An 18,572-nucleotide genomic window follows, 5' to 3' on the forward strand; every position below is an offset into this window, starting at 1 on the left:
CGTTTAATTAAACGGATTTACCTTGACTGTATTAATCCAGTAACTATAGATTTTACCCGAAGATAATCTGCCATCTGCTTTAACTCCCCTGCGGCGCGCAAGCCGCAGGGGACCGCCTTATGGTGTAACGATGTTGAACCAGAACTCAAACTTGTCCATATAGCCCAACATTTCGTCGAGCTTGGCTCCGTTACCCGTTACCTTCACATCACCTTTATCTTCAGCCTGTTTCAGGGTCTCTTCTTTCAGGATGATCTTATTCAGCGTTTCGCGGTTCAGCGTAATGCTCGCATCTGCGTCTTTGGCTTCGGCACCCGCAGTATGGTTCAGTACGCCATTTTCCAGCTCCAGCTTATATTTGCCGCCGTCGTTGCCGAGATCGACATTAAATACCGCTTTCGCGTTGGCCGCTTTTTCACCATTGATATGGACCCCGAGGTAATCGAAGAACATCTCCGGCGACATCGCTTTCACCGTATCCGGGCTTGCCGTATTTGGCGTAGGTAATTTCTGAACCCCATTGCGCAATTCCTGCGCACCGGACAGGTAGAAGTTACGCCACGGGCCAGATTCTGCCTGATAACCCAATTGCTCGAGGGCATCCGCTTCCAGATTACGGGCCGCTTCATTGTTAGGATCGGCGAAGACGACTTTGCTCACCACCTGCGCAACCCAACGGTAGTTCCCCTGGTCGTAATCCGTTTTCGCTTTTTTCAGGATGCTATCGGCACCGCCCATATACTCAACGAACTTCTTCGCAGCTTCTTCTGGCGGCAGTTCATCGAGGGTTGCCGGGTTGCCATCGAACCAGCCGAGGTAAAGCACATAGGTGGCTTTAACATCGTGGCTCACTGAACCGTAATAACCACGGCTTGCCCAGGTCTTAGCCAGACCTTCAGGGAGTTTGAAGTTGGCAGCAATTTCATCGCGTGTCAGGCCGGTGTTAGCCAGACGTAAGGTCTGGTCGTTGATATAGCGATACATATCACGCTGACCTTTCATCAGGTTAACGACGTTTTCGTTCCCCCACGTTGGCCAGTGGTGCTGAGCCATGATGATTTCAGCCTTATCACCCCAGAGGTTAATTGCATCATTGATGTATTTGGACCATGCCAGTGGGTCACGAATTTTCGCCCCGCGCAGCGAGTAGGTATTATGCAGCGTGTGGGTGATATCTTCCGCCGCTTCGATGAGTTTTTTCTCTTCGATATACCACAGCATTTCAGACGGCGCTTCGGATCCTGGGGCCATCATGAAATCGTAGGTCAGGCCATCAATAGTCTCTTTTTGCCCGGTTTTAGTGATGTAGTTGGTCGGCGCGATCAACGTCACTGTACCCGCTGAGGTGGTGGTCCCCAGGCCTGCGCCAACCTGACCTTTCACATCAGGTTTCAACAGATTGCCGTACATATAACTGGCGCGGCGGCTCATGACGTTACCCGCCATAATGTTCTCGGACACAGCTTCTTCCATAAAGCCTGCCGGGGCGTAAATCTTCACTTTGCCCGACTTCACATCCGCTTCATCGACAACCCCGCGTACGCCGCCGTAATGGTCAACGTGACTGTGGGTGTAAATCACTGCAACAACCGGTTTTTTACCCCGATTTTTGAAGTACAAATCCATGCCCACTTTGGCTGTTTCAGAAGAAACCAGCGGGTCGACGACGGTAACCCCCTCTTTCCCCTCAATAATGGTCATATTGGATAAATCGAGGTTACGAATCTGATACACACCCTCGGTCACTTCAAACAGACCGCTGATATTGATCAGCTGTGACTGACGCCACAGGCTTGGGTTAACGGTATCCGGAGATTTATCGCCTTCTTTGATAAAGGCATATTTCTGCGGATCCCAGACTACATTACCCTGCTCGCCTTTGATGACATCGGTAGGGAGGGCAGCGATAAAGCCTTTATGGGCATTAGTGAAATCGGTGTTATCAGAAAAGGGAAGCTGATTATAGAGTGCGTCGTTGGCTTGTTTGGTTGAAGCGGTCGCTTCTTTGGGAGATTCCTGCGCAAACAACGGCGTCATCGCAGTAGATGTAAGCAGTCCTGCCAGGGCAAGACTTTTGACGATCGGTTTAAGCCTCATATCTCTTCCTCATAGGTAACTCTCGAATGACTCGTATTGTCCGAATAATTACACGTGGTAATAATTCTTTGAATAACATAACAATATTTATCTTTGAACATCATCGACTTCAAATATAACCAAACAGTTACGTTTTTACAAATTACTATACAAAAAGCCAACAAACGGATTTTACTGGCAGATCTGTATAAAATAGTTCCTGTAAACCCTTCAGCAGGAGCCAATATGAGCAACAAACGACGTGCAGTACCCGGAATAAGACATTACGACGGGCCTGCTGGTGGATGGGGAGCACTGAAAGCCACGGCGATTGCGGTGCGGACCCAAATGGACACCCTTGAAGCCCCCGCCACGTTGCTGCGAACCAATCAGCCGGACGGCTTCGATTGCCCCGGCTGCGCATGGCCGGATAAGGAACATAAATCTACCTTTCAGTTCTGCGAAAACGGTGCCAAAGCAGTGACCTGGGAAGCGACCAGCAAACGCGTTACCCCGGAATTCCTTGCCGCTAATAGCGTCCCGGCGCTGCTGGCGAAAAGTGATTTTGAGCTCGAAGGCTATGGTCGTCTGACCCATCCGCTGGTGTACGACCCTGCCAGCGATACCCTGCGTCCGGTCGAATGGGAGCAAGCCTTTGCACGTATCGGCGAAATTTTGCGCGGCCTGGCCCCGGACGAGGTCGAGTTCTACACCTCCGGTCGCGCCTCAAACGAAGCCGCGTATTTATTCCAGCTGTTTGCCCGCGAACTCGGCACCAATAACTTCCCCGACTGTTCCAATATGTGCCACGAAGCCACCAGCACCGGTTTACCGCGCTCGATTGGCATCGGCAAAGGCACGGTTTCGCTCGACGATTTTGATAAAACCGAACTGGTGATTTCTATTGGTCATAACCCGGGCACCAATCACCCGCGGATGATGGGCACTCTGCACGAGTTGGCCCGACGCGGGGTGCCGATCATCGTCTTTAACCCGCTGCGCGAGCGCGCCCTGGAGCGTTTTGCTGACCCGCAGAGCGTTATCGAAATGGCGACCTACAGTTCGACGGATATCGCATCGACCTATTTCCAGGTCAAAGCTGGAGGCGATGCCGCGGCCTTAAAAGGCATTGCCAAACATCTGCTGGGGTTTGATGCGGAACGTGGCGGCGTGCTGGATGCAGAATTTATTCGCACCCACACCGAGGGCTTTGAAGATTTCGCCGCTGATATTCGCGCCACACGCTGGGACGCTATCGAGCGGGAGTCCGGCCTGACCCGGGCGCAGCTGGAAAGCGTGGCCACGGCCTACGCCAAATCGAACGCCACCATCATCACCTACGGCATGGGCGTGACCCAGCACAATAAAGGCACCGCCAACGTGCGCTTAATTGCTGACCTGCTGCTGATGCGCGGCAATATCGGCAAGCCGGGCGCGGGCATTTGTCCGTTGCGTGGGCACTCCAACGTGCAGGGCAACCGCACGGTCGGCATCACCGAAAAACCGACACCCACGTTCCTTTCCCGGCTCGAAGAGGTGTTTGGCTTTACCCCTCCGGCACACCACGGGCACGATGCGGTGATGGCGACTGAGGCGATGATTAGCGGCGAATCCAAAGCGATGATTTGCCTCGGGGGCAACTTTGCGGTGGCGATGCCCGACCACGCTCAGGCATTCCCGGCGATGCAAAAACTCGATTTGAGCGTCCACGTCGGCACTAAACTCAACCGCACCCATCTGCTGGTTGCCAAAGAAACCTACATTTTCCCGTGTCTGGGCCGCACCGAACTGGATTTGCAACAAACCGGTCGGCAATCGATCACCGTGGAAGATTCAATGTCGATGGTTCACGCCTCCTCCGGCAAGTTAAAACCCGCCTCGCCACAGCTGCTCTCCGAACCGGCGATTGTCGCGGGGATGGCGAAAGCGACGCTGCGTAACAGCAAAGTCGCATGGACCGAACTGATCGCTGATTACGACCGCATTCGCGATCTGATTGAAAAAACCATTCCGGGCTTTACCGATTACAACCAACGGATCCGCATTCCGGGCGGTTTTCGCATGCCACTCCCGCCAACGGAACGTGTCTGGCCCACTGCCAGCGGCAAAGCAATGTTCTCGGTGTTTCACGGCGTTGATGAGAATGCCAAGGGTGAAGGGGAACAGACTTTACGCATGATAACCCTGCGCAGCCATGATCAGTACAACACCACCATTTACGCGCTGGATGACCGCTACCGCGGCGTGTTTGGTCGACGGGATGTGCTGTTTATGAATGAGGGCGATATGGCGCAGCTTGGGCTGGAACATGGCGATCGGGTGGATATTGCCACCGCGCTACCCGGCAGTGACCAGCGCTTACAGGATATTACCGTGGTGGCCTATAACATCGCGTCCGGCTCGGTCGGGGCGTATTACCCCGAAGCCAATGTGCTGGTGCCGCTGAATTATCTGGATGAAGACAGCGGCACCCCGTCATATAAATCGGTGCCGGTCAGGGTCACCCTGCACTCAAAAGAGATCCGTCCGCTATAGGCTAATTCGTATCATGCAGCTGGCGGGGCATGAATATCACGCTTCTACGCCTGTTTTTCATCGGTTATTTTTATCGGGTCAGCAATCAGTTCATCGCGGGTTACAAAGGCAATTTTGTCGTTTACGCCAAACCCTGACCGTCCTACTGTAAGGCCATAGACACCAGAGAAGAGATGGATAAAAAGCAGTAATCATTCACGCCATAAATGACTCCCGCCCTCGTCGGGAGCCATTCCTTTCGCCTCCCACATTCAGGTAAATCTCGACAGAAACCGCTGTCAGCCGCTGCCTTTGCTTATAAATCAAACCGATGCACCAGAAATATCCGTGTAAGCAGCATTGTATTGTTAATCAGGCTATGTAAAATCAACCCATCCGTGCTAAACACTTGTTAAATATCCATACCCAAAACCATTCGAGTTGCAGGGAACGTCAGAATGAAATTGCGAAATTTATTGCCTCTCTTGGTCGTCACTGTGCTGGTCGGCTGTAAAGCCCCTGCGCCGAAAATGACTGACGACACGCTGGTGACAAGCCAGGTAAATGGTGTCACGCTTACCCATCGTTATATCGTTGCCGTACCTAAAGAATTTACCCCCATTAATACCAGCTATCGGGCGCTGTATGCCGGTTCCGTCATGAATACGCCTGATTTTGGCGGCAAGGTTCTCGGCGAGCTGGAAAACGGCAAAACGTATACCGTGCTCGGTAGCGTGGAGAATGACTGGCTGGCGATTGCCCAAGAAGATAAGCAGGAGCTGATGGGTTACGTGCCGCCGCGCGCGCTGGTCAAAAGCGAACTGTATGCGCAAACGCTGAAGAAAGATCGCCCGCGCGCCCGGAAGGGTGGCAGCAAAAAAACCACCTGCGTCAACGTGGATAGCAACAGTAAAGCTTGTCAGAACGCCAACAGCGGAACGTGGATTATTAACTAATCTTTATTCTGCCCCTGCGTTTCTGTTTACCCGTTTTTGGATGCATAAAGGAAATCTATGAAATTCTGGCTTTCAGGTGTGGCATTACTGCTGGCATCTTCTGGCGTCTGGGCGGAGAACTACCGTTTTGTCCAGTCACCCTCGCAGAAGCTGGATATCTGGATTGATAACATCAAAAGTAATTCGCCGCAGAGCTGGTGTGCGAAAGAATTACCGTTGCGCATTGTGGCTAACGGCGACCAGAACCCGTCTATCCTGAATGGGTTTATGCCGCGACTGGGCACGCTGCTCGAAAGCCAGTGTTCCACCCTACAACGGGTACACTGGCGAATGGAAGATCCGCAGGGCGCGATGCTGGCCTTTGGTACAGCCGATCGCGACAGCGACTGGGATGTCAACGTGACGCCCATTCAGGAAAGCGATGCCGCCGCCCCAACGCAATCCACCGAAAAGTCCGTTCCCGCGGACAGAACCCCGTGGCAGGAATTTACCTTGCAGGATGGCTGCCATCTGCGCACTTTCTGGACCGCTCGCTCCGGCGCGTCGGCGCTGTTTATCCCCGACGGCCTGTGTGAAAAAGGCGGCTGGTTAAGCGGTCGCAGCGAGGTTGTCCAGAGCGGCAGCGCGGGCGAGAAACGTCTGCCGATGACCTTCGTTCACGGTTTCCCGGTCAGCGGTCTGCGCGACGGAGCCGATGCCAACAGCCTGCTGATTACCACGCTCAATAACGAGCGGATGGTGGTGAGCAACGAACAGGCACCGCAGAGCTGGATGATCCTGCCGTACAAACCTGAACTCAACGCCTGGGTGGCGACCGGCACCATTGCCGTCAAAGTCCCACGTGAAATGGCGATGGATGAAGCCAGCCTGCAAACGCAGCTCAATCAGGTGCGTAAAGCCTGGGCGGGTTGGCTGGAGCCGAAATCCCCGATGACCCTGCTGTTGATTGACTCGCTGCAAACGCAGTTGCGCGATCCGGCAGTCGGCCCATGGCGCACCCAGAATTGATGTTGTCACTTAAAGAGCTGAGATCGTAGCATGACAGATACCGATTACACACAGCGACCGCCCGACGCTCTGCCCCCAGGTTATCGTTTTGATGAGTTTGAAATTCAGGATGTCATTGACACCAGTAATGACAACATCGTCTATCGCGCCCTGGATCATCAACTCGAACGTCAGGTGGCAATCCGCGAATTTTTGCCGCGCACGCTGACCGTTCGCAGCGAGAGCCAGCGTCTGGTGCCGCGCAGTAAGCAAGACCAGTCGGCGTTTAGCGTTGGACTGGACGGTTTCATTCACGAAGCCCGTCAGCTTGCACGCCTGAACCATCCGAACGTGGTGCAAATTCTGCGCTTCTGGACCTATAACGAAACGGCCTACGCCGCGACCCCGGTTTATAGCGGTGTCTCACTGGCCGATCTCTTCCAGCAGCATCCTGAGCTGATTAACGAAGCCTGGTTGCGCCGCATGCTGCCGATGCTGTGTGGGGCGCTGGCGGCGCTGCATGACAAAGGCTTTATCCATTGTCGGCTGTCGCTCAACAGCATCCAAATCCAGGACAACGGCCTGCCGCTGCTGCTGGAGTTTGGGGCTCTGCGCCAGACCCGCGGTGAAAGTGGCGAAGTGAATAAAACGCTGCTGCATCCAGGCTTTACCCCGCTGGAGCAATATTCTGATGATATCGATAATCCACCCGGCCCGTGGACCGATATCTATTCGCTGGGCGCGATCCTCTATACGCTGATCACCGGCAATCGTCCGCCAGCCAGCGTCACGCGCAGTATTCAGGATAACTGCGTTCCGCTGGCTGAAAACGCTCCGGAAGGATATTCCCTGCCGTTGTTGCAGGCCATTGACCGCACGCTGGCCCTGCGACCGGAAGACCGACCGCAGACCATCGCGGAATTTGCCGCGCTGGCGGGTATTGCACTCAATGAGGCTGGTGAACGGACACCGTCCAGCCCGACCGGTTCGATGTTAGTCCCGGTTGAACAGCCACCGGAAGAATCTAACGTCACCGATCCCTGGTGGAAAAAACAGCGCATGCCGTTACAGATTGCCGCTGGCGTGTTGGTGGGTCTGGTGGCCGGAGGATTATTGTTTGGTCGCAATGCCTCTACCGAGATGGCATCCACCGCCCCGGCACGCAGCGTCGCGCCAATCGAAACAGCCGTCAAACCCGCAGGCGCGGGTGCTGCCCAGACCCGGGTCTATATTCACGTTGCCAATGGCGACCAACTGGAAGTGAACGGCAAAGTGCAGAAAATGCCGACCCCGGTGAACGGCTATGCGGCGGTACAGTTCTCGCCGGGCAAATACCTGCTGACCCTGCGCAACGGGCAACAAACCCGGAACGTGACCATCACCGTGGATAAGCCCGGCACCTGGCTGGTTGACCCGCAGGCATAACACACAAATTGCCCGGCGGCGCTTCGCTTGCACAGGCCTACATTCCGATCCCGTAGGCCAGGCAAGCGAAGCGCCGCCGAGCTAATTTTTATGACGGGTAAATTGTCTGCGCAGGCAACACTCTGCGATCCAGCTTGTGCAAGCCGATATACAGCAGCGCAGTACCAAACCAGCCGATAATCCACGACACGTCATTCCCGGCAAACAACCACGTCAGTGAGCCATGGAACAACGGGTTTTCGATGAATGGAAGCTGAATCAGCACGCCCACTACGTACACCCCGATGCCAAACAGGTTCCAGTAACCATAGCGCGCCTTCGGATCAAACAACGCCGGGATATCCACCTGCTGACGGGAAATCAGATAGTAATCGCTGAGGCTTATCGCACTCCAGGGTACGAAGAACGCCAGCAGGAACAGCAGGAAATGGGTGAAGTGTTTCAGGAACGCCGGTTCGCTCAGCAGGGCTATCACGCAGGAAATCGCCACCATTAACACCACGAAACTCACCCGGCATTTCTGGCTCAGCGTCACCTGCTGGCGAAAGCCGGACACGATGGTGGTCAGCGACATAAAGCTGCCGTAGGCGTTCAGGGTGGTGAAAGTGATTTTGCCAAAGCAGATGGCGAAATAGATAATCATCGCCATCACATCACTTTTCCCCAGGCCGACGATGTAACTCACCTCATGCCCCGGAAACGCGCTTCCGGCGATGGCGGCAGCGATCACCCCCAGGGTCATCGACGCCTGGGTGCCTAACACCGTGCCGCAGAAAACGGCGAAGAAGGTCTTTTTACCGGAGACATCTCGCGGCAGATAGCGCGAATAGTCAGACACGTAAGGGCAAAATGCGATCTGCCAGGAAGACGAAAGGGAAATCGCCAGCAGGAAATTGGCCCATGAGAAATGGTTATTCTGCGCGATAGTGTTGAGATCAGTCGCCAACAGCAGTGACACAAACAGCCACGCAAACGCCAGCACACCGACGATGCTCGCCACCTTGCCGAGTTTATGGATAACCTTATATCCCAGCACCGCGATGACAATAATAATGGCGCTGAAAATGATCATCCCGGCTTCATTACTCACCGACAGCAGTTTGGCCATCGCCTGCCCGGCCAGCACCGTACCGCTGGCCGAGAAGCCGACGTACATCACACACACCAGCGCCAATGGGATAACAGCCCCGAAAACGCCAAACTGCGCGCGGCTGATTATCATCTGCGGCAGGCCCAGACGTGGCCCCTGCAACGCATGCAGTGACATCACCGCCGCCCCAAGAACTTGCCCCACCAGCAGGCCAATCAGCGACCATACCACGTCGCCGCCCAGCACCACCGCCAGCGCTCCGGTGACAATCGCGGTTATCTGTAAATTGCCGCCAAACCACAGCGTGAACTGGCTGAAAATCTGCCCGTGGCGCTCATTATCCGGGATGTAATCAATAGAGCGCGTTTCAGAAATGCGCCCCTGTTTCTGCCCCGCCTGCGGGTCGGCTGATGAAAATGACGACATGGATGCCTCGCTAAAATCCCGGTTGATGATGTTTAAGAACGTTGACCGCTTTGCCAATCTCCGGAGCCAGCCAGCGGTCGTCTTCCCACGGGGCCACGGTTTCGCGCAGCAACGCCAGGCTCTGACGGGTGCCGGGGGCCAGTTTGTTTTCACCGTGGAAATGCAGCGCCTGGGCCGCCAGCAGATATTCGATCCCGATGATGTGATACAGGTTGCCGAGCAGGCGATGAAGCTTAAGTGCGCTACCCGTGCCGAGGCTTAAGTGGTCTTCCTGCAAGGCGGAAGTCACGAAGTTATCCAGCACCGCAGGCTGGGCAAGCTGTTTATTCTCACCGCACAGCGAGGCCGCCACGTACTGGGCGATCATCATTCCGGAATTGACCCCGGGTTTCGCCACCAGGAACGCCGGTAAGCCGCTCACCAGCGGGTTAACCAGCCGGTCGAGGCGACGCTCAGACATACTGCCCAACTCCGCCATAGCGATCGCCAGCACATCACAGGCCATCGCCACCGATTCACCGTGTGGATTGGCCTGCGACACCACACGCCAATTCTCCGGCGTGCCGAGCACCAGCGGATTATCGGTGCAGGCGTTGAGTTCAGTTTCAACCTGCTGACGCGCGTGACTGAACTGATCCCGACACGCGCCGTGAACCTGCGGCATTGAGCGCAGGCTGAGCGCATCCTGAGTACGTACCCCGACGCTTTCGGCCAGTAATGCGCTGTCAGCCAATAATCTGCGCAGGCGGGCACCGCTGTGCTGAATACCCGGGCTGGCTTTCAGGGCGAGGATCTCTTCATCGAAGGCGACAATTTGCCCGCGCAGCGCTTCAAAGCTCATCGCGCCAGTGACGTCTGCCCAATCCAGCAGACGCTGTGCGTCGTCCAGCGCCAGACAGGCGAGGCCGGTCATGCACGGCGTGCCGTTCACCAGGCTCAACCCCTCTTTCGCGCCGGGCGAAATCGGTTTAAGCCCGGCCTCGGCCAGCGCCTGTTCGGCGGGAACTACCGCGCCCTGCCAGCCGACATCGCCAACGCCCATCAGCGCCAGACCAATGTGCGCCATGTGCGACAGATAGCCGACCGATCCCTGCGATGGCACCTGCGGGGTAATCTGCTGATTCAGAAACGCCAGTAGCTGTTCGACAATCGCCGGAGAAATCCCGGATTTACCGTGGCTGTAATTGGCAATGGCCGCGCACATGATGGCCCGCGTTTGCGCTTCATCCAGCAGCGGACCGACGCCACAGGCGTGGCTGAGCAGGGTATTGCGCGACAGCTGGCTGAGTTGTTCTTCCGGCAAACTGATATTGCATAACGCGCCCAACCCAGTGTTAACGCCATACGCTACATGGCCTGAAGCCACAATCAGGGCCACGATTTCGCGTCCCTGCGCGAGGCGTGACCAGACGCTGTCGCTGAGGGTTAAGATCGCTTTGCCCCGCGCGACGCGCGCCACATCCTGCCAGCGTAAAGGCTCATCGCCCCACTCTACCGTTGCATTCACAGGGACTGCTCCTTCTGATAATGACTGGAGATGAACTGCTGAAAACGGGGCGATCCCTGTTCGCCAAACAGTGCGTCCGGCGTACCTTCACAATCGATATTGCCCTGATGCATGAACACCACGCGGTTAGACACATGCCGCGCAAAGCCGAGCTCGTGCGTCACCACCAGCATGGTGCGCCCCTCTTCCGCCAGACTACGCATCACTTTCAGCACGTCACCCACCAGCTCCGGATCAAGCGCCGAAGTCGGCTCATCGAACAGCATCACATCAGGATCCATCGCCAGCGCCCTGGCAATCGCCACGCGCTGCTGCTGACCGCCGGAAAGCTGGGCCGGGTAATAATCTTTGCGGTTGAGCAGACCCACGCGATCGAGCAGCTGCTCCGCCTGCTCAATACATTCGCGCTTACTGCGCTTGAGCACGTAATGCGGCCCTTCAATCACGTTTTGCAGCACCGTCATGTGCGACCACAGGTTGAAGCTCTGGAACACCATCCCGAGACGCGAACGCAGACGCTCTATCTGTTTAGGGTTCGCCGCCAGCTGGTGCCCGCGGGCATGTTGCTTCATCTCGATGGTTTCCCCGCCGACGCTGACCACACCCGCATCCGGGGTTTCCAGCAGATTGATGCAGCGCAGCAGCGTACTTTTCCCGGAGCCGCTGGCCCCCAGAATCGAAATGACGTCACCTTTTTGGGCCTCAATGGAGATACCTTTCAACACCTCAAGCATGCCGAAGGATTTGTGGATACCGCTGACCGACAGGGTGACTGGACGCAAATCGTGCATGTTATTCTCCTTTGCTGGCAGGCTTCAGCGCGAGGGTTCTCGGGCTCTGACGGGTATGGGGCGTCAACCGACGCTCAAGCAGGGCGTACAGCTGGACGATAATAAAGTTGAGGATCAGGTAAATCGCTGCCGCGCAGAGGAACACTTCCATGGTGCGATAGGTACGCTGAATGATTTGCTGCGCCACGCCGGTGACATCCCACACCGTAACCAGGCTCGCCAGCGCCGTCGACTTCACCAGCAGAATGGCTTCGGTTGAATAGGCCGGCAGCGCATAACGCAGCATCACCGGGGCGATAATCCGCCGCAGCAATAGCAGGCGTGACATCCCACAGGCGCGCCCGGCTTCAATTTGTCCGGCCGGAATAGCCAGCAAACCGCCGCGCAGGATCTCCGCCGTATACGCCGCAGTACACAGCACCAATGCCAGCACCGCGCAGATAAACGGCTCGCGCAGCAGTGGCCACAGGAAGCTGTGGCGGATAACGCCGAACTGTCCGAGGCCGTAATAAATCAGAAACAGCTGGATCATCAACGGTGAACCACGAAACACCAGAATATAGCCCCGGGCAACGCTGCTCAGCACGCGCCATTGACTCATGCGCATCGCCAGAATCCCCAACGCCAGCACGCCGCCGAGCAGGAACGAGCAGGCAAACAGCCCCAGCGTCACCGGCAATGCGGCACTCAGTTTGAGGAAGGTGTCGCCGAGAAAAGCGAAGTCGATAACCATGTGCGCTCCTTAAGCCTGTGCCACGGTACGGCGCTGCCATGCGCGATTGAGACGGGTTTCCGCCTTGATAAAAGCCCGGTTCGACAGCAGCGTCAGCAGCAGATAGCCGCCGCCGCCAATCAGATAGAACAGGAAATAATCGCGGGTCGATCCGGCGGCAATCTGGCTGGCGCGCATCAGTTCGACGATGCCGGTCACCGACACCAGGGCCGAATCTTTCAGGCTCATCTGCCAGACGTTTGACAGCCCAGGTAAGGCATAACGGAAAATCTGCGGCAACATCACCCGTTGCAGAATGCGCCAGCGCGGCATACCGATGGCCTGGGCGGCTTCGACTTCTCCCGGCGACAGCGCCAGACGCGCGGCGCGGTAGACTTCGGCCTGATACGAGGCGGAAATCAGGCCAATCGCCAGGGCGCCAATCAGAAACGGCGGCATTTCGATAAAGCCGTCTGCACCGAACATCTGGCCTATCAGCGAGACCAGACCGGAGCCGCCGAAATAAAACAGATAGATAATCAACAGTTCAGGAATACCGCGAAACACCACAGAGTACGCCGAGCCGAACCAGCGAGCTGGCGCGCGGGGCGATAATTTAGCGGAAGCCACCACTCCGCCGACTACCGCCCCCACCATCAGCGCCACCATCGAGAGCAGCAACGTGGTCAGTGTGGCGCTGAGGATCAATCGTCCCCAGCCGTCTTCCCCCAGACTCAGGAAATTCATCATCTTCAACCTCGCTTATGGGGTGACGTCGGCTTTAAACCATTTTTCGCTCAGTTTCTTCACCGTGCCATCTGCCAGTGCGGCGTTAATGGCGGTATCGAGTTTGGCTTTCAGTTCCGCATCCGCGGGACGCACGCCCATCGCTTCACCCTCGCCCCAGATAGGGCCGCTCAGCTGCGGGCCGCTGAAGGTCAGGTTGCTGTTTTCCGGGCGAGCAAGCGTGGAGTTAGCGAAAGTGATATCGTCGAATACCGCGTCAATGCGTTCTGATTGCAAATCAAGTATTGCGTCAGCCGAGCTGTTGTATTCGCGAATGTCGGCCACGTCTTTAAAGTATTTGTCGATAAACGGGGTGTAGACCGTGCCGGAGGCAATGCCGATGGTCTTGCCTTTCAGCGCGGCCTTGAGCGGGGCGATGGCCGCTTGGATCTCTTTTTCGTTATCGTGCAATTTGATAACGGGCGCAGGCGGCAGCAGCGTACCTTTCACGGTGATAAACGATGCCGGGGTGGCGGCATAAGGCACGGTGAAGCTAACGACTTTTTTACGCTCCGGGGTGATGACAATCGCATCCATGATGACGTCGTATTTTCCGGCATTCAGTCCGGCGATCATCCCGTCCCAGTTCTGTACTACCAGCTTGCACTGGATGCCCATCCGCGGACACAGATTCTCCATCAACTCAGGCTCAAAACCGCTCAACTTGCCGCCCGGCAACGTCAGGTTCCACGGCTCATAGCCCCCTTCTGTGGCGATGGTAATCGAGGTCCATTCTTTGGCATTCACGCCCCCGGCGCTCAACAGCAGGCCTGAAAGCAGAGTGGTCAGACAGATCCCGCGAAAAGTGGTGCGCTGCTTCATGATGATTCTCCCGATTTCATTAGCGTGTTTCATGCTTAAGGCATGGCGTGCAACAAATGACAGAACATGTATATACAACCATTGACTTTCCATCACACTCGTCGAATGATGGATTTGTGAGCCATGTTGTAAATAATTTGTAATCAATTTGAATATCAAATGTATCACCACAACAGCCAAACGGATAAAACAGGGAGTAAGCCCGATGATCAAACCCTTTCAGTTAGGTTCGCTGCCGGTCTCCCACTGGAAAAACGGCGGTGGCGAAACCCGGGAAATCGTCAACATTGTTTCGCCGGATGCGGCGTTTCTATGGCGGGCGAGCGTTGCCACCCTACAAAGCGATGGCGCTTTTTCGCTGTTTGACGGTGTCGATCGGGTGATTACATTGCTGGTGGGCGGGCCGCTCTGGCTGCGAGGAGGCGAAGTTAACCATCGGCTGCTGCGTTGGCAGCCGTGGTCGTTTGCCGGAGAGTGGCCGCTGGCGACGGAAGGCATTATCACGCCGGGTCGAGATTTTAACATCATGACCCAGCGCCGCCGGGCGACGGCACAGGTGAAGGTGGTTACCACCGCGCAGACGCCTGCCCTCAACGGCGTGGCGTTTGTGTTGCAGGGCAATTGGGAACTGGCCGGGGAACGCTATGAAGCAGAGAGCGGTATTTGCTGGCAAGACCAGACCCCGGGCGAGCTGGTTCCACTGTCGACCGACGCCACCCTGCTGCTGGCAGAGGTAATGCTGCGTTAAGCGAGTCTAAACCGCTTCGGCTATCTGACTGTTACAGCAAGATTTTATAAAAGCGAATGTGATCTGCGCTGGAAATTACACCTGGTTGTATAGACAGGAATGTACATTAACGCTTTTATTGTTACATATCCATAACAAACGCAGCTGCGTTTACCCGATAACCGACACGACTTACGTCTCTGGAAGGAATGACATGACTACCCATCAGACCACCGCCCTCTCCCGTACGGTTCGCGCGCCTCGTGGCGAAAAACTTCACTGCGCCAACTGGCTGATTGAAGCGGCTTACCGCATGATCCAGAACAACCTCGACCCGGACGTCGCCGAACGTCCGGAAGATCTGGTGGTCTACGGCGGGATCGGCAAAGCGGCACGGAACTGGGAATGCTTCGAGCAGATCCTGCGCTCGCTGGAGTGCCTGCAGCCGGAAGAGACGCTGGTTATCCAGTCCGGCAAACCGGTCGCTGTTTTCCGCACCCATGCTGATGCACCGCGCGTCCTGCTCGCCAATTCCAACCTGGTGCCGCACTGGGCCAATTGGGATCATTTCCACGAACTCGATAAAGCCGGGCTGATGATGTACGGCCAGATGACCGCCGGATCGTGGATTTACATCGGTGCGCAGGGCATCGTGCAAGGCACCTATGAAACCTTTGCCGAAGCGGGTCGTCAGCATTATAACGGTGACCTCAGCGGGAAATGGATCCTCACTGCCGGGCTGGGCGGGATGGGCGGCGCACAGCCGTTGGCAGGCGTGCTGGCCGGGGCATCGGTGTTGGCAATTGAGTGCCAGGAGTCACGGATTGATTTCCGCATTCGGACCCGCTACGTCGATTACAAAGCCACCAGTCTCGACCAGGCGCTGGACCTGATCGCGCAGGCCAATGCCGAGAAAAAAGCCATCTCCGTCGGCCTGCTCGGCAACGCCGCCGAGATTCTGCCCGAGCTGGTAAAACGTGCCAAAGCGGGCGGGATGCGCCCAGACATCGTTACCGATCAGACTTCTGCCCATGACCCGATTAACGGCTATTTACCGGCAGGCTGGAGTGTAACCCGTTGGCTGGACGAGCGCGAAACTCAGCCGAAAGCGGTCGAAAAAGCGGCCCGCGCCTCAATGGCGGTACACGTCCAGGCGATGCTCGATTTTCACCATATGGGCGTACCGACCGTCGATTACGGGAACAATATTCGGCAGGTAGCGCTGGATGAAGGGGTGGAAAATGCCTTTGATTTCCCGGGCTTCGTTCCGGCCTATATCCGCCCGCTGTTCTGCGAAGGAAAAGGCCCGTTCCGTTGGGTGGCGCTGTCGGGCGATGAAGACGACATCCGCAAAACCGACGCCAAATTGAAGGAACTGTTCCCGGACAATACCCACCTGCACCGCTGGTTGGACATGGCGCAGGAGCGCATTGCCTTCCAGGGCTTACCAGCCCGCATCTGCTGGCTGGGGCTGGGTGAGCGTCATCTCGCGGGCCTGGCGTTTAATGAAATGGTGCGTAACGGCGAGCTGAAAGCGCCGGTCGTTATCGGTCGCGATCACCTCGACTGTGGCTCCGTCGCATCACCCAACCGTGAAACCGAGTCGATGAAAGACGGTTCCGATGCGGTGTCCGACTGGCCGCTGCTGAACGCCCTGCTCAATACCGCAGGCGGCGCAACCTGGGTCAGCCTGCATCACGGCGGTGGCGTGGGAATGGGCTTCTCGCAGCATTCCGGTGTAGTGATTGTCTGCGACGGTACGCCGGAAGCGGATAAACGCCTGGCCCGAGTCCTGTGGAATGATCCGGCAACCGGCGTAATGCGCCACGCCGACGCGGGCTACGAACAGGCGGTCGCCTGTGCACAGAAACATGATTTGAAACTGCCGATGATTGGGTAAAGTTTTACTGAGCCCTTCAGACACAACGTTGAATTGCACCCCAAAGGTTGGCTAACAACTGAGTAAGGTGCTGACGACTAAAGCCGTCGTCCGAGGAGGCGGTAAGCGCAGAGCATTCTATGCCCGTCATACTCCCCGTGAAAGTATCCGGGCAAAACGAACCATTCACTTTTAGAGATCTTCCGACATACTGATTATGTCCTCTGAGGAGATCACCATGCGTAAAGCTCGATATTACAGCTCAGCTTGTCCGCATCATTCGCCGCCACCGCCCACTGCCGACACCGGCCCAGATACTCAGCCGCCCTGCCCACGCCCTTTTTCCCTGCTCCGTCAGCAGCTCCCGCGGTGTCCCCAGGTGGTCGCTCACCACATGATGCAGCCTGCCCTTTTCCTGTCGCGCCAGCGGGGTAAGTCCTCCCGGGGCATACAGCCAGTGTCCCCGCTATCAGCTGGTCCCCGCTCTACAGGTATTCACACCCCACCGGTCTTGTCGCCGGAGGGCTGTCCGACAGCTTTTCCTTACGGATGCGTCGCCCGAACGGGTCATACGCATAGCGCCAGCGTGCCCCGTCCGGGGTGATAAACTCGCTCAGCTGGCTCAGGGCATTCCACCGGTAACGCCACCGCTGTGGCCGCCAGCCGTCCCGGCACAACCGCTTTTCCGTCAGCCGTCCGGCGGCGTCGTACCGGTACTCACAGTCGCCACGGCTCACCACCCGACCCCGTGCCTGCCGCTGCTGCACCGGATCCAGCGCTGACATCGCCCCGCGCGGCAGGCGGCTCTGTTCGCGGATGTTCAGGTTCGTGTCGAAACGGAACCGCTCCTCCACCGCCATCATGCCGCCAAACGCCGACCGCGTTATCTGGTCGTTACTGTCAAATGCCAGCGAATCACTGACAGCGCTATCCGTGCCACCATTAGGAAGCGCAAGGTGTTCCCAACAGATGATTCAGTGTGTAAGGTGGTGTATATAGCGATACAGCCTGCGTGGAGAAAGTGGAAGAATTGGCGGCTGGCAATGAGCCGTTTTATCATCGAATTCGGTGACCGCCTGAGCGATCACCTTTAACACGTAGGCAGTTACACAAATTTATTTACAGGGTCTAATCATCATAAAGTAGAAAGTTAATTTAGTAATTCATTGAAAATATGAAATAAACACAATAGCTCGTTCAAATCATTAAATTCACTCCTCTTATTTATAAGATACTCTCCAGTGTTTACTTCAATAATTTCTGACATGCAGCTTTTATCATCCCAAACAGTAAATCTGGCAATGTATTTATCAGTATCTACATCTATAACAATGCTATCAGATAATTCATTGTTATTAACAACACATTTATAATTGGTATTTTTCAATATCCAATCATTGAAATTCAACAACATTTTATTATTACCCCATCAATTTTACTTCCTAATACTCTAATGTTTTGTGCTGTTGGCATTTCCGGAGCTGGCAAACCTTTACGTTTAGCAAGACGACCTTCAATAGAATCAGGGCCAACAATTTTTGCCCATCCTTCATTCGTTGGGATTAGTGCTGATTCGGGAACATCGAATTCGACATACATTGCTCCATTCTTGGCTTGTTTTCCAAATGCATTAATATCTGCATGAAAGGCAACATGAGTTGTTCCTGTTGAACTTTGCATAACTTGGCCAGTTTCAGTCATTTTTTTGTATTCTTCTGGGCCCATCCATCGACCAACAGTAACATTTTTAAGCCCCAGCGGATCCACCCAGCTCAGCGGGTTATGCACATACCCGTACGGATTCATGCCGCCCGCCAGGCCTATCGGGTCCGGCGTCAGGTACTGCCCCGTCTCCGTATCATAGTAACGGAACC

At 55.8% G+C, this 18,572-nt stretch carries 17 protein-coding genes and 1 pseudogene; 7 read left to right on the plus strand and 11 right to left on the minus strand.

What is annotated here, in order from left to right; genetic code table 11:
- Positions 1-117: 117 nt before the first annotated feature.
- Positions 118-2,097 (minus strand): alkyl/aryl-sulfatase, encoded by a 1,980-nt coding sequence (locus SIK69_RS07065; protein WP_319629283.1) that lies wholly within the window; start codon positions 2,095-2,097, stop codon positions 118-120.
- A 225-nt stretch (positions 2,098-2,322) separates the two neighbouring features.
- On the opposite strand from SIK69_RS07065, the gene SIK69_RS07070 reads away from it, so the two are divergent.
- From SIK69_RS07070 to SIK69_RS07085, 4 genes are all read left to right on the plus strand, one after another.
- Positions 2,323-4,611, plus strand: coding sequence for an FdhF/YdeP family oxidoreductase (locus SIK69_RS07070; protein WP_319785732.1), 2,289 nt, complete (start codon positions 2,323-2,325; stop codon positions 4,609-4,611).
- Between the two features lie 437 nt (positions 4,612-5,048).
- On the plus strand, positions 5,049-5,546 hold the full coding sequence (locus SIK69_RS07075) for an SH3 domain-containing protein (protein ID WP_319629281.1): 498 nt from the start codon (positions 5,049-5,051) through the stop codon (positions 5,544-5,546).
- A gap of 57 nt (positions 5,547-5,603) precedes the next feature.
- A complete protein-coding gene (locus SIK69_RS07080) occupies positions 5,604-6,554 on the plus strand; it encodes a hypothetical protein (protein WP_319629280.1) in 951 nt (316 codons plus the stop codon).
- 30 nt (positions 6,555-6,584) lie between these two features.
- Positions 6,585-7,958 carry a serine/threonine protein kinase gene (locus SIK69_RS07085; RefSeq protein WP_319785733.1) on the plus strand — a complete coding sequence of 458 codons (1,374 nt, stop codon included), beginning with the start codon at positions 6,585-6,587 and terminating at the stop codon, positions 7,956-7,958.
- Between the two features lie 88 nt (positions 7,959-8,046).
- Here the strand turns inward: SIK69_RS07085 and SIK69_RS07090 are convergent, their stop codons facing one another.
- The 6 genes from SIK69_RS07090 to SIK69_RS07115 all read right to left on the minus strand — a co-directional run bounded on the left by SIK69_RS07090 (position 8,047) and on the right by SIK69_RS07115 (position 14,092).
- Positions 8,047-9,423, minus strand: a complete 1,377-nt coding sequence (locus tag SIK69_RS07090) for a purine-cytosine permease family protein (protein WP_319785743.1) — start codon at positions 9,421-9,423, stop codon at positions 8,047-8,049.
- Positions 9,424-9,484: 61 nt separating this feature from the next.
- A complete protein-coding gene (locus SIK69_RS07095) occupies positions 9,485-10,981 on the minus strand; it encodes an HAL/PAL/TAL family ammonia-lyase (protein ID WP_319785734.1) in 1,497 nt (498 codons plus the stop codon).
- The gene (locus SIK69_RS07100) at positions 10,978-11,772 is read right to left on the minus strand and encodes an ABC transporter ATP-binding protein (RefSeq protein ID WP_319627932.1); all 795 of its coding nucleotides are present in this window, start codon (positions 11,770-11,772) and stop codon (positions 10,978-10,980) included. The genes SIK69_RS07095 and SIK69_RS07100 overlap by 4 nt, the downstream gene beginning before the upstream one ends.
- 1 nt (position 11,773) lies before the next feature.
- Positions 11,774-12,505 (minus strand): ABC transporter permease, encoded by a 732-nt coding sequence (locus SIK69_RS07105; RefSeq protein WP_319785736.1) that lies wholly within the window; start codon positions 12,503-12,505, stop codon positions 11,774-11,776.
- Between the two features lie 9 nt (positions 12,506-12,514).
- A complete protein-coding gene (locus tag SIK69_RS07110) occupies positions 12,515-13,234 on the minus strand; it encodes an ABC transporter permease (protein WP_319627930.1) in 720 nt (239 codons plus the stop codon).
- Between the two features lie 12 nt (positions 13,235-13,246).
- Positions 13,247-14,092, minus strand: a complete 846-nt coding sequence (locus SIK69_RS07115) for a transporter substrate-binding domain-containing protein (protein WP_319627929.1) — start codon at positions 14,090-14,092, stop codon at positions 13,247-13,249.
- A gap of 205 nt (positions 14,093-14,297) precedes the next feature.
- Between SIK69_RS07115 and SIK69_RS07120 the strand changes: the two genes are divergently transcribed.
- Together SIK69_RS07120 and hutU are read left to right on the plus strand one after the other, a co-directional pair.
- Entirely contained in the window at positions 14,298-14,840 is a 543-nt protein-coding gene (locus tag SIK69_RS07120) for a HutD/Ves family protein (RefSeq protein ID WP_319785738.1), read from the plus strand.
- Positions 14,841-15,033: 193 nt separating this feature from the next.
- Positions 15,034-16,719 carry a urocanate hydratase gene (gene hutU, locus SIK69_RS07125; RefSeq protein ID WP_319627927.1) on the plus strand — a complete coding sequence of 562 codons (1,686 nt, stop codon included), beginning with the start codon at positions 15,034-15,036 and terminating at the stop codon, positions 16,717-16,719.
- 241 nt (positions 16,720-16,960) lie between these two features.
- Here hutU and SIK69_RS07130 read toward each other — a convergent pair whose 3' ends face one another.
- Together SIK69_RS07130 and SIK69_RS07135 are read right to left on the minus strand one after the other, a co-directional pair.
- Positions 16,961-17,092: an RHS domain-containing protein gene (locus tag SIK69_RS07130; RefSeq protein WP_319785739.1), complete on the minus strand. Its 132-nt coding sequence runs from the start codon at positions 17,090-17,092 to the stop codon at positions 16,961-16,963.
- Positions 17,093-17,183: 91 nt separating this feature from the next.
- Positions 17,184-17,483: an RHS repeat domain-containing protein gene (locus SIK69_RS07135; protein WP_319785740.1), complete on the minus strand. Its 300-nt coding sequence runs from the start codon at positions 17,481-17,483 to the stop codon at positions 17,184-17,186.
- A 118-nt stretch (positions 17,484-17,601) separates the two neighbouring features.
- On the opposite strand from SIK69_RS07135, the pseudogene SIK69_RS07140 reads away from it, so the two are divergent.
- Positions 17,602-17,792, plus strand: a pseudogene (locus SIK69_RS07140) (IS256 family transposase); the annotation flags it as partial.
- A gap of 56 nt (positions 17,793-17,848) precedes the next feature.
- Here the strand turns inward: SIK69_RS07140 and SIK69_RS22975 are convergent.
- Both SIK69_RS22975 and SIK69_RS07145 read right to left on the minus strand, forming a co-directional pair.
- Complete coding sequence (locus SIK69_RS22975; RefSeq protein WP_445582684.1) at positions 17,849-18,112, minus strand: immunity protein TriTu family protein; 264 nt, start codon at positions 18,110-18,112, stop codon at positions 17,849-17,851.
- A partial coding sequence (locus SIK69_RS07145) for an RHS repeat-associated core domain-containing protein (protein WP_319785741.1) occupies positions 18,103-18,572 on the minus strand: 470 nt, incomplete at its 5' end. The genes SIK69_RS22975 and SIK69_RS07145, both read right to left, overlap by 10 nt.

The organism is Scandinavium lactucae, from assembly GCF_033843265.1.
GTDB classification, from domain to species: Bacteria; Pseudomonadota; Gammaproteobacteria; order Enterobacterales; family Enterobacteriaceae; genus Scandinavium; species Scandinavium lactucae.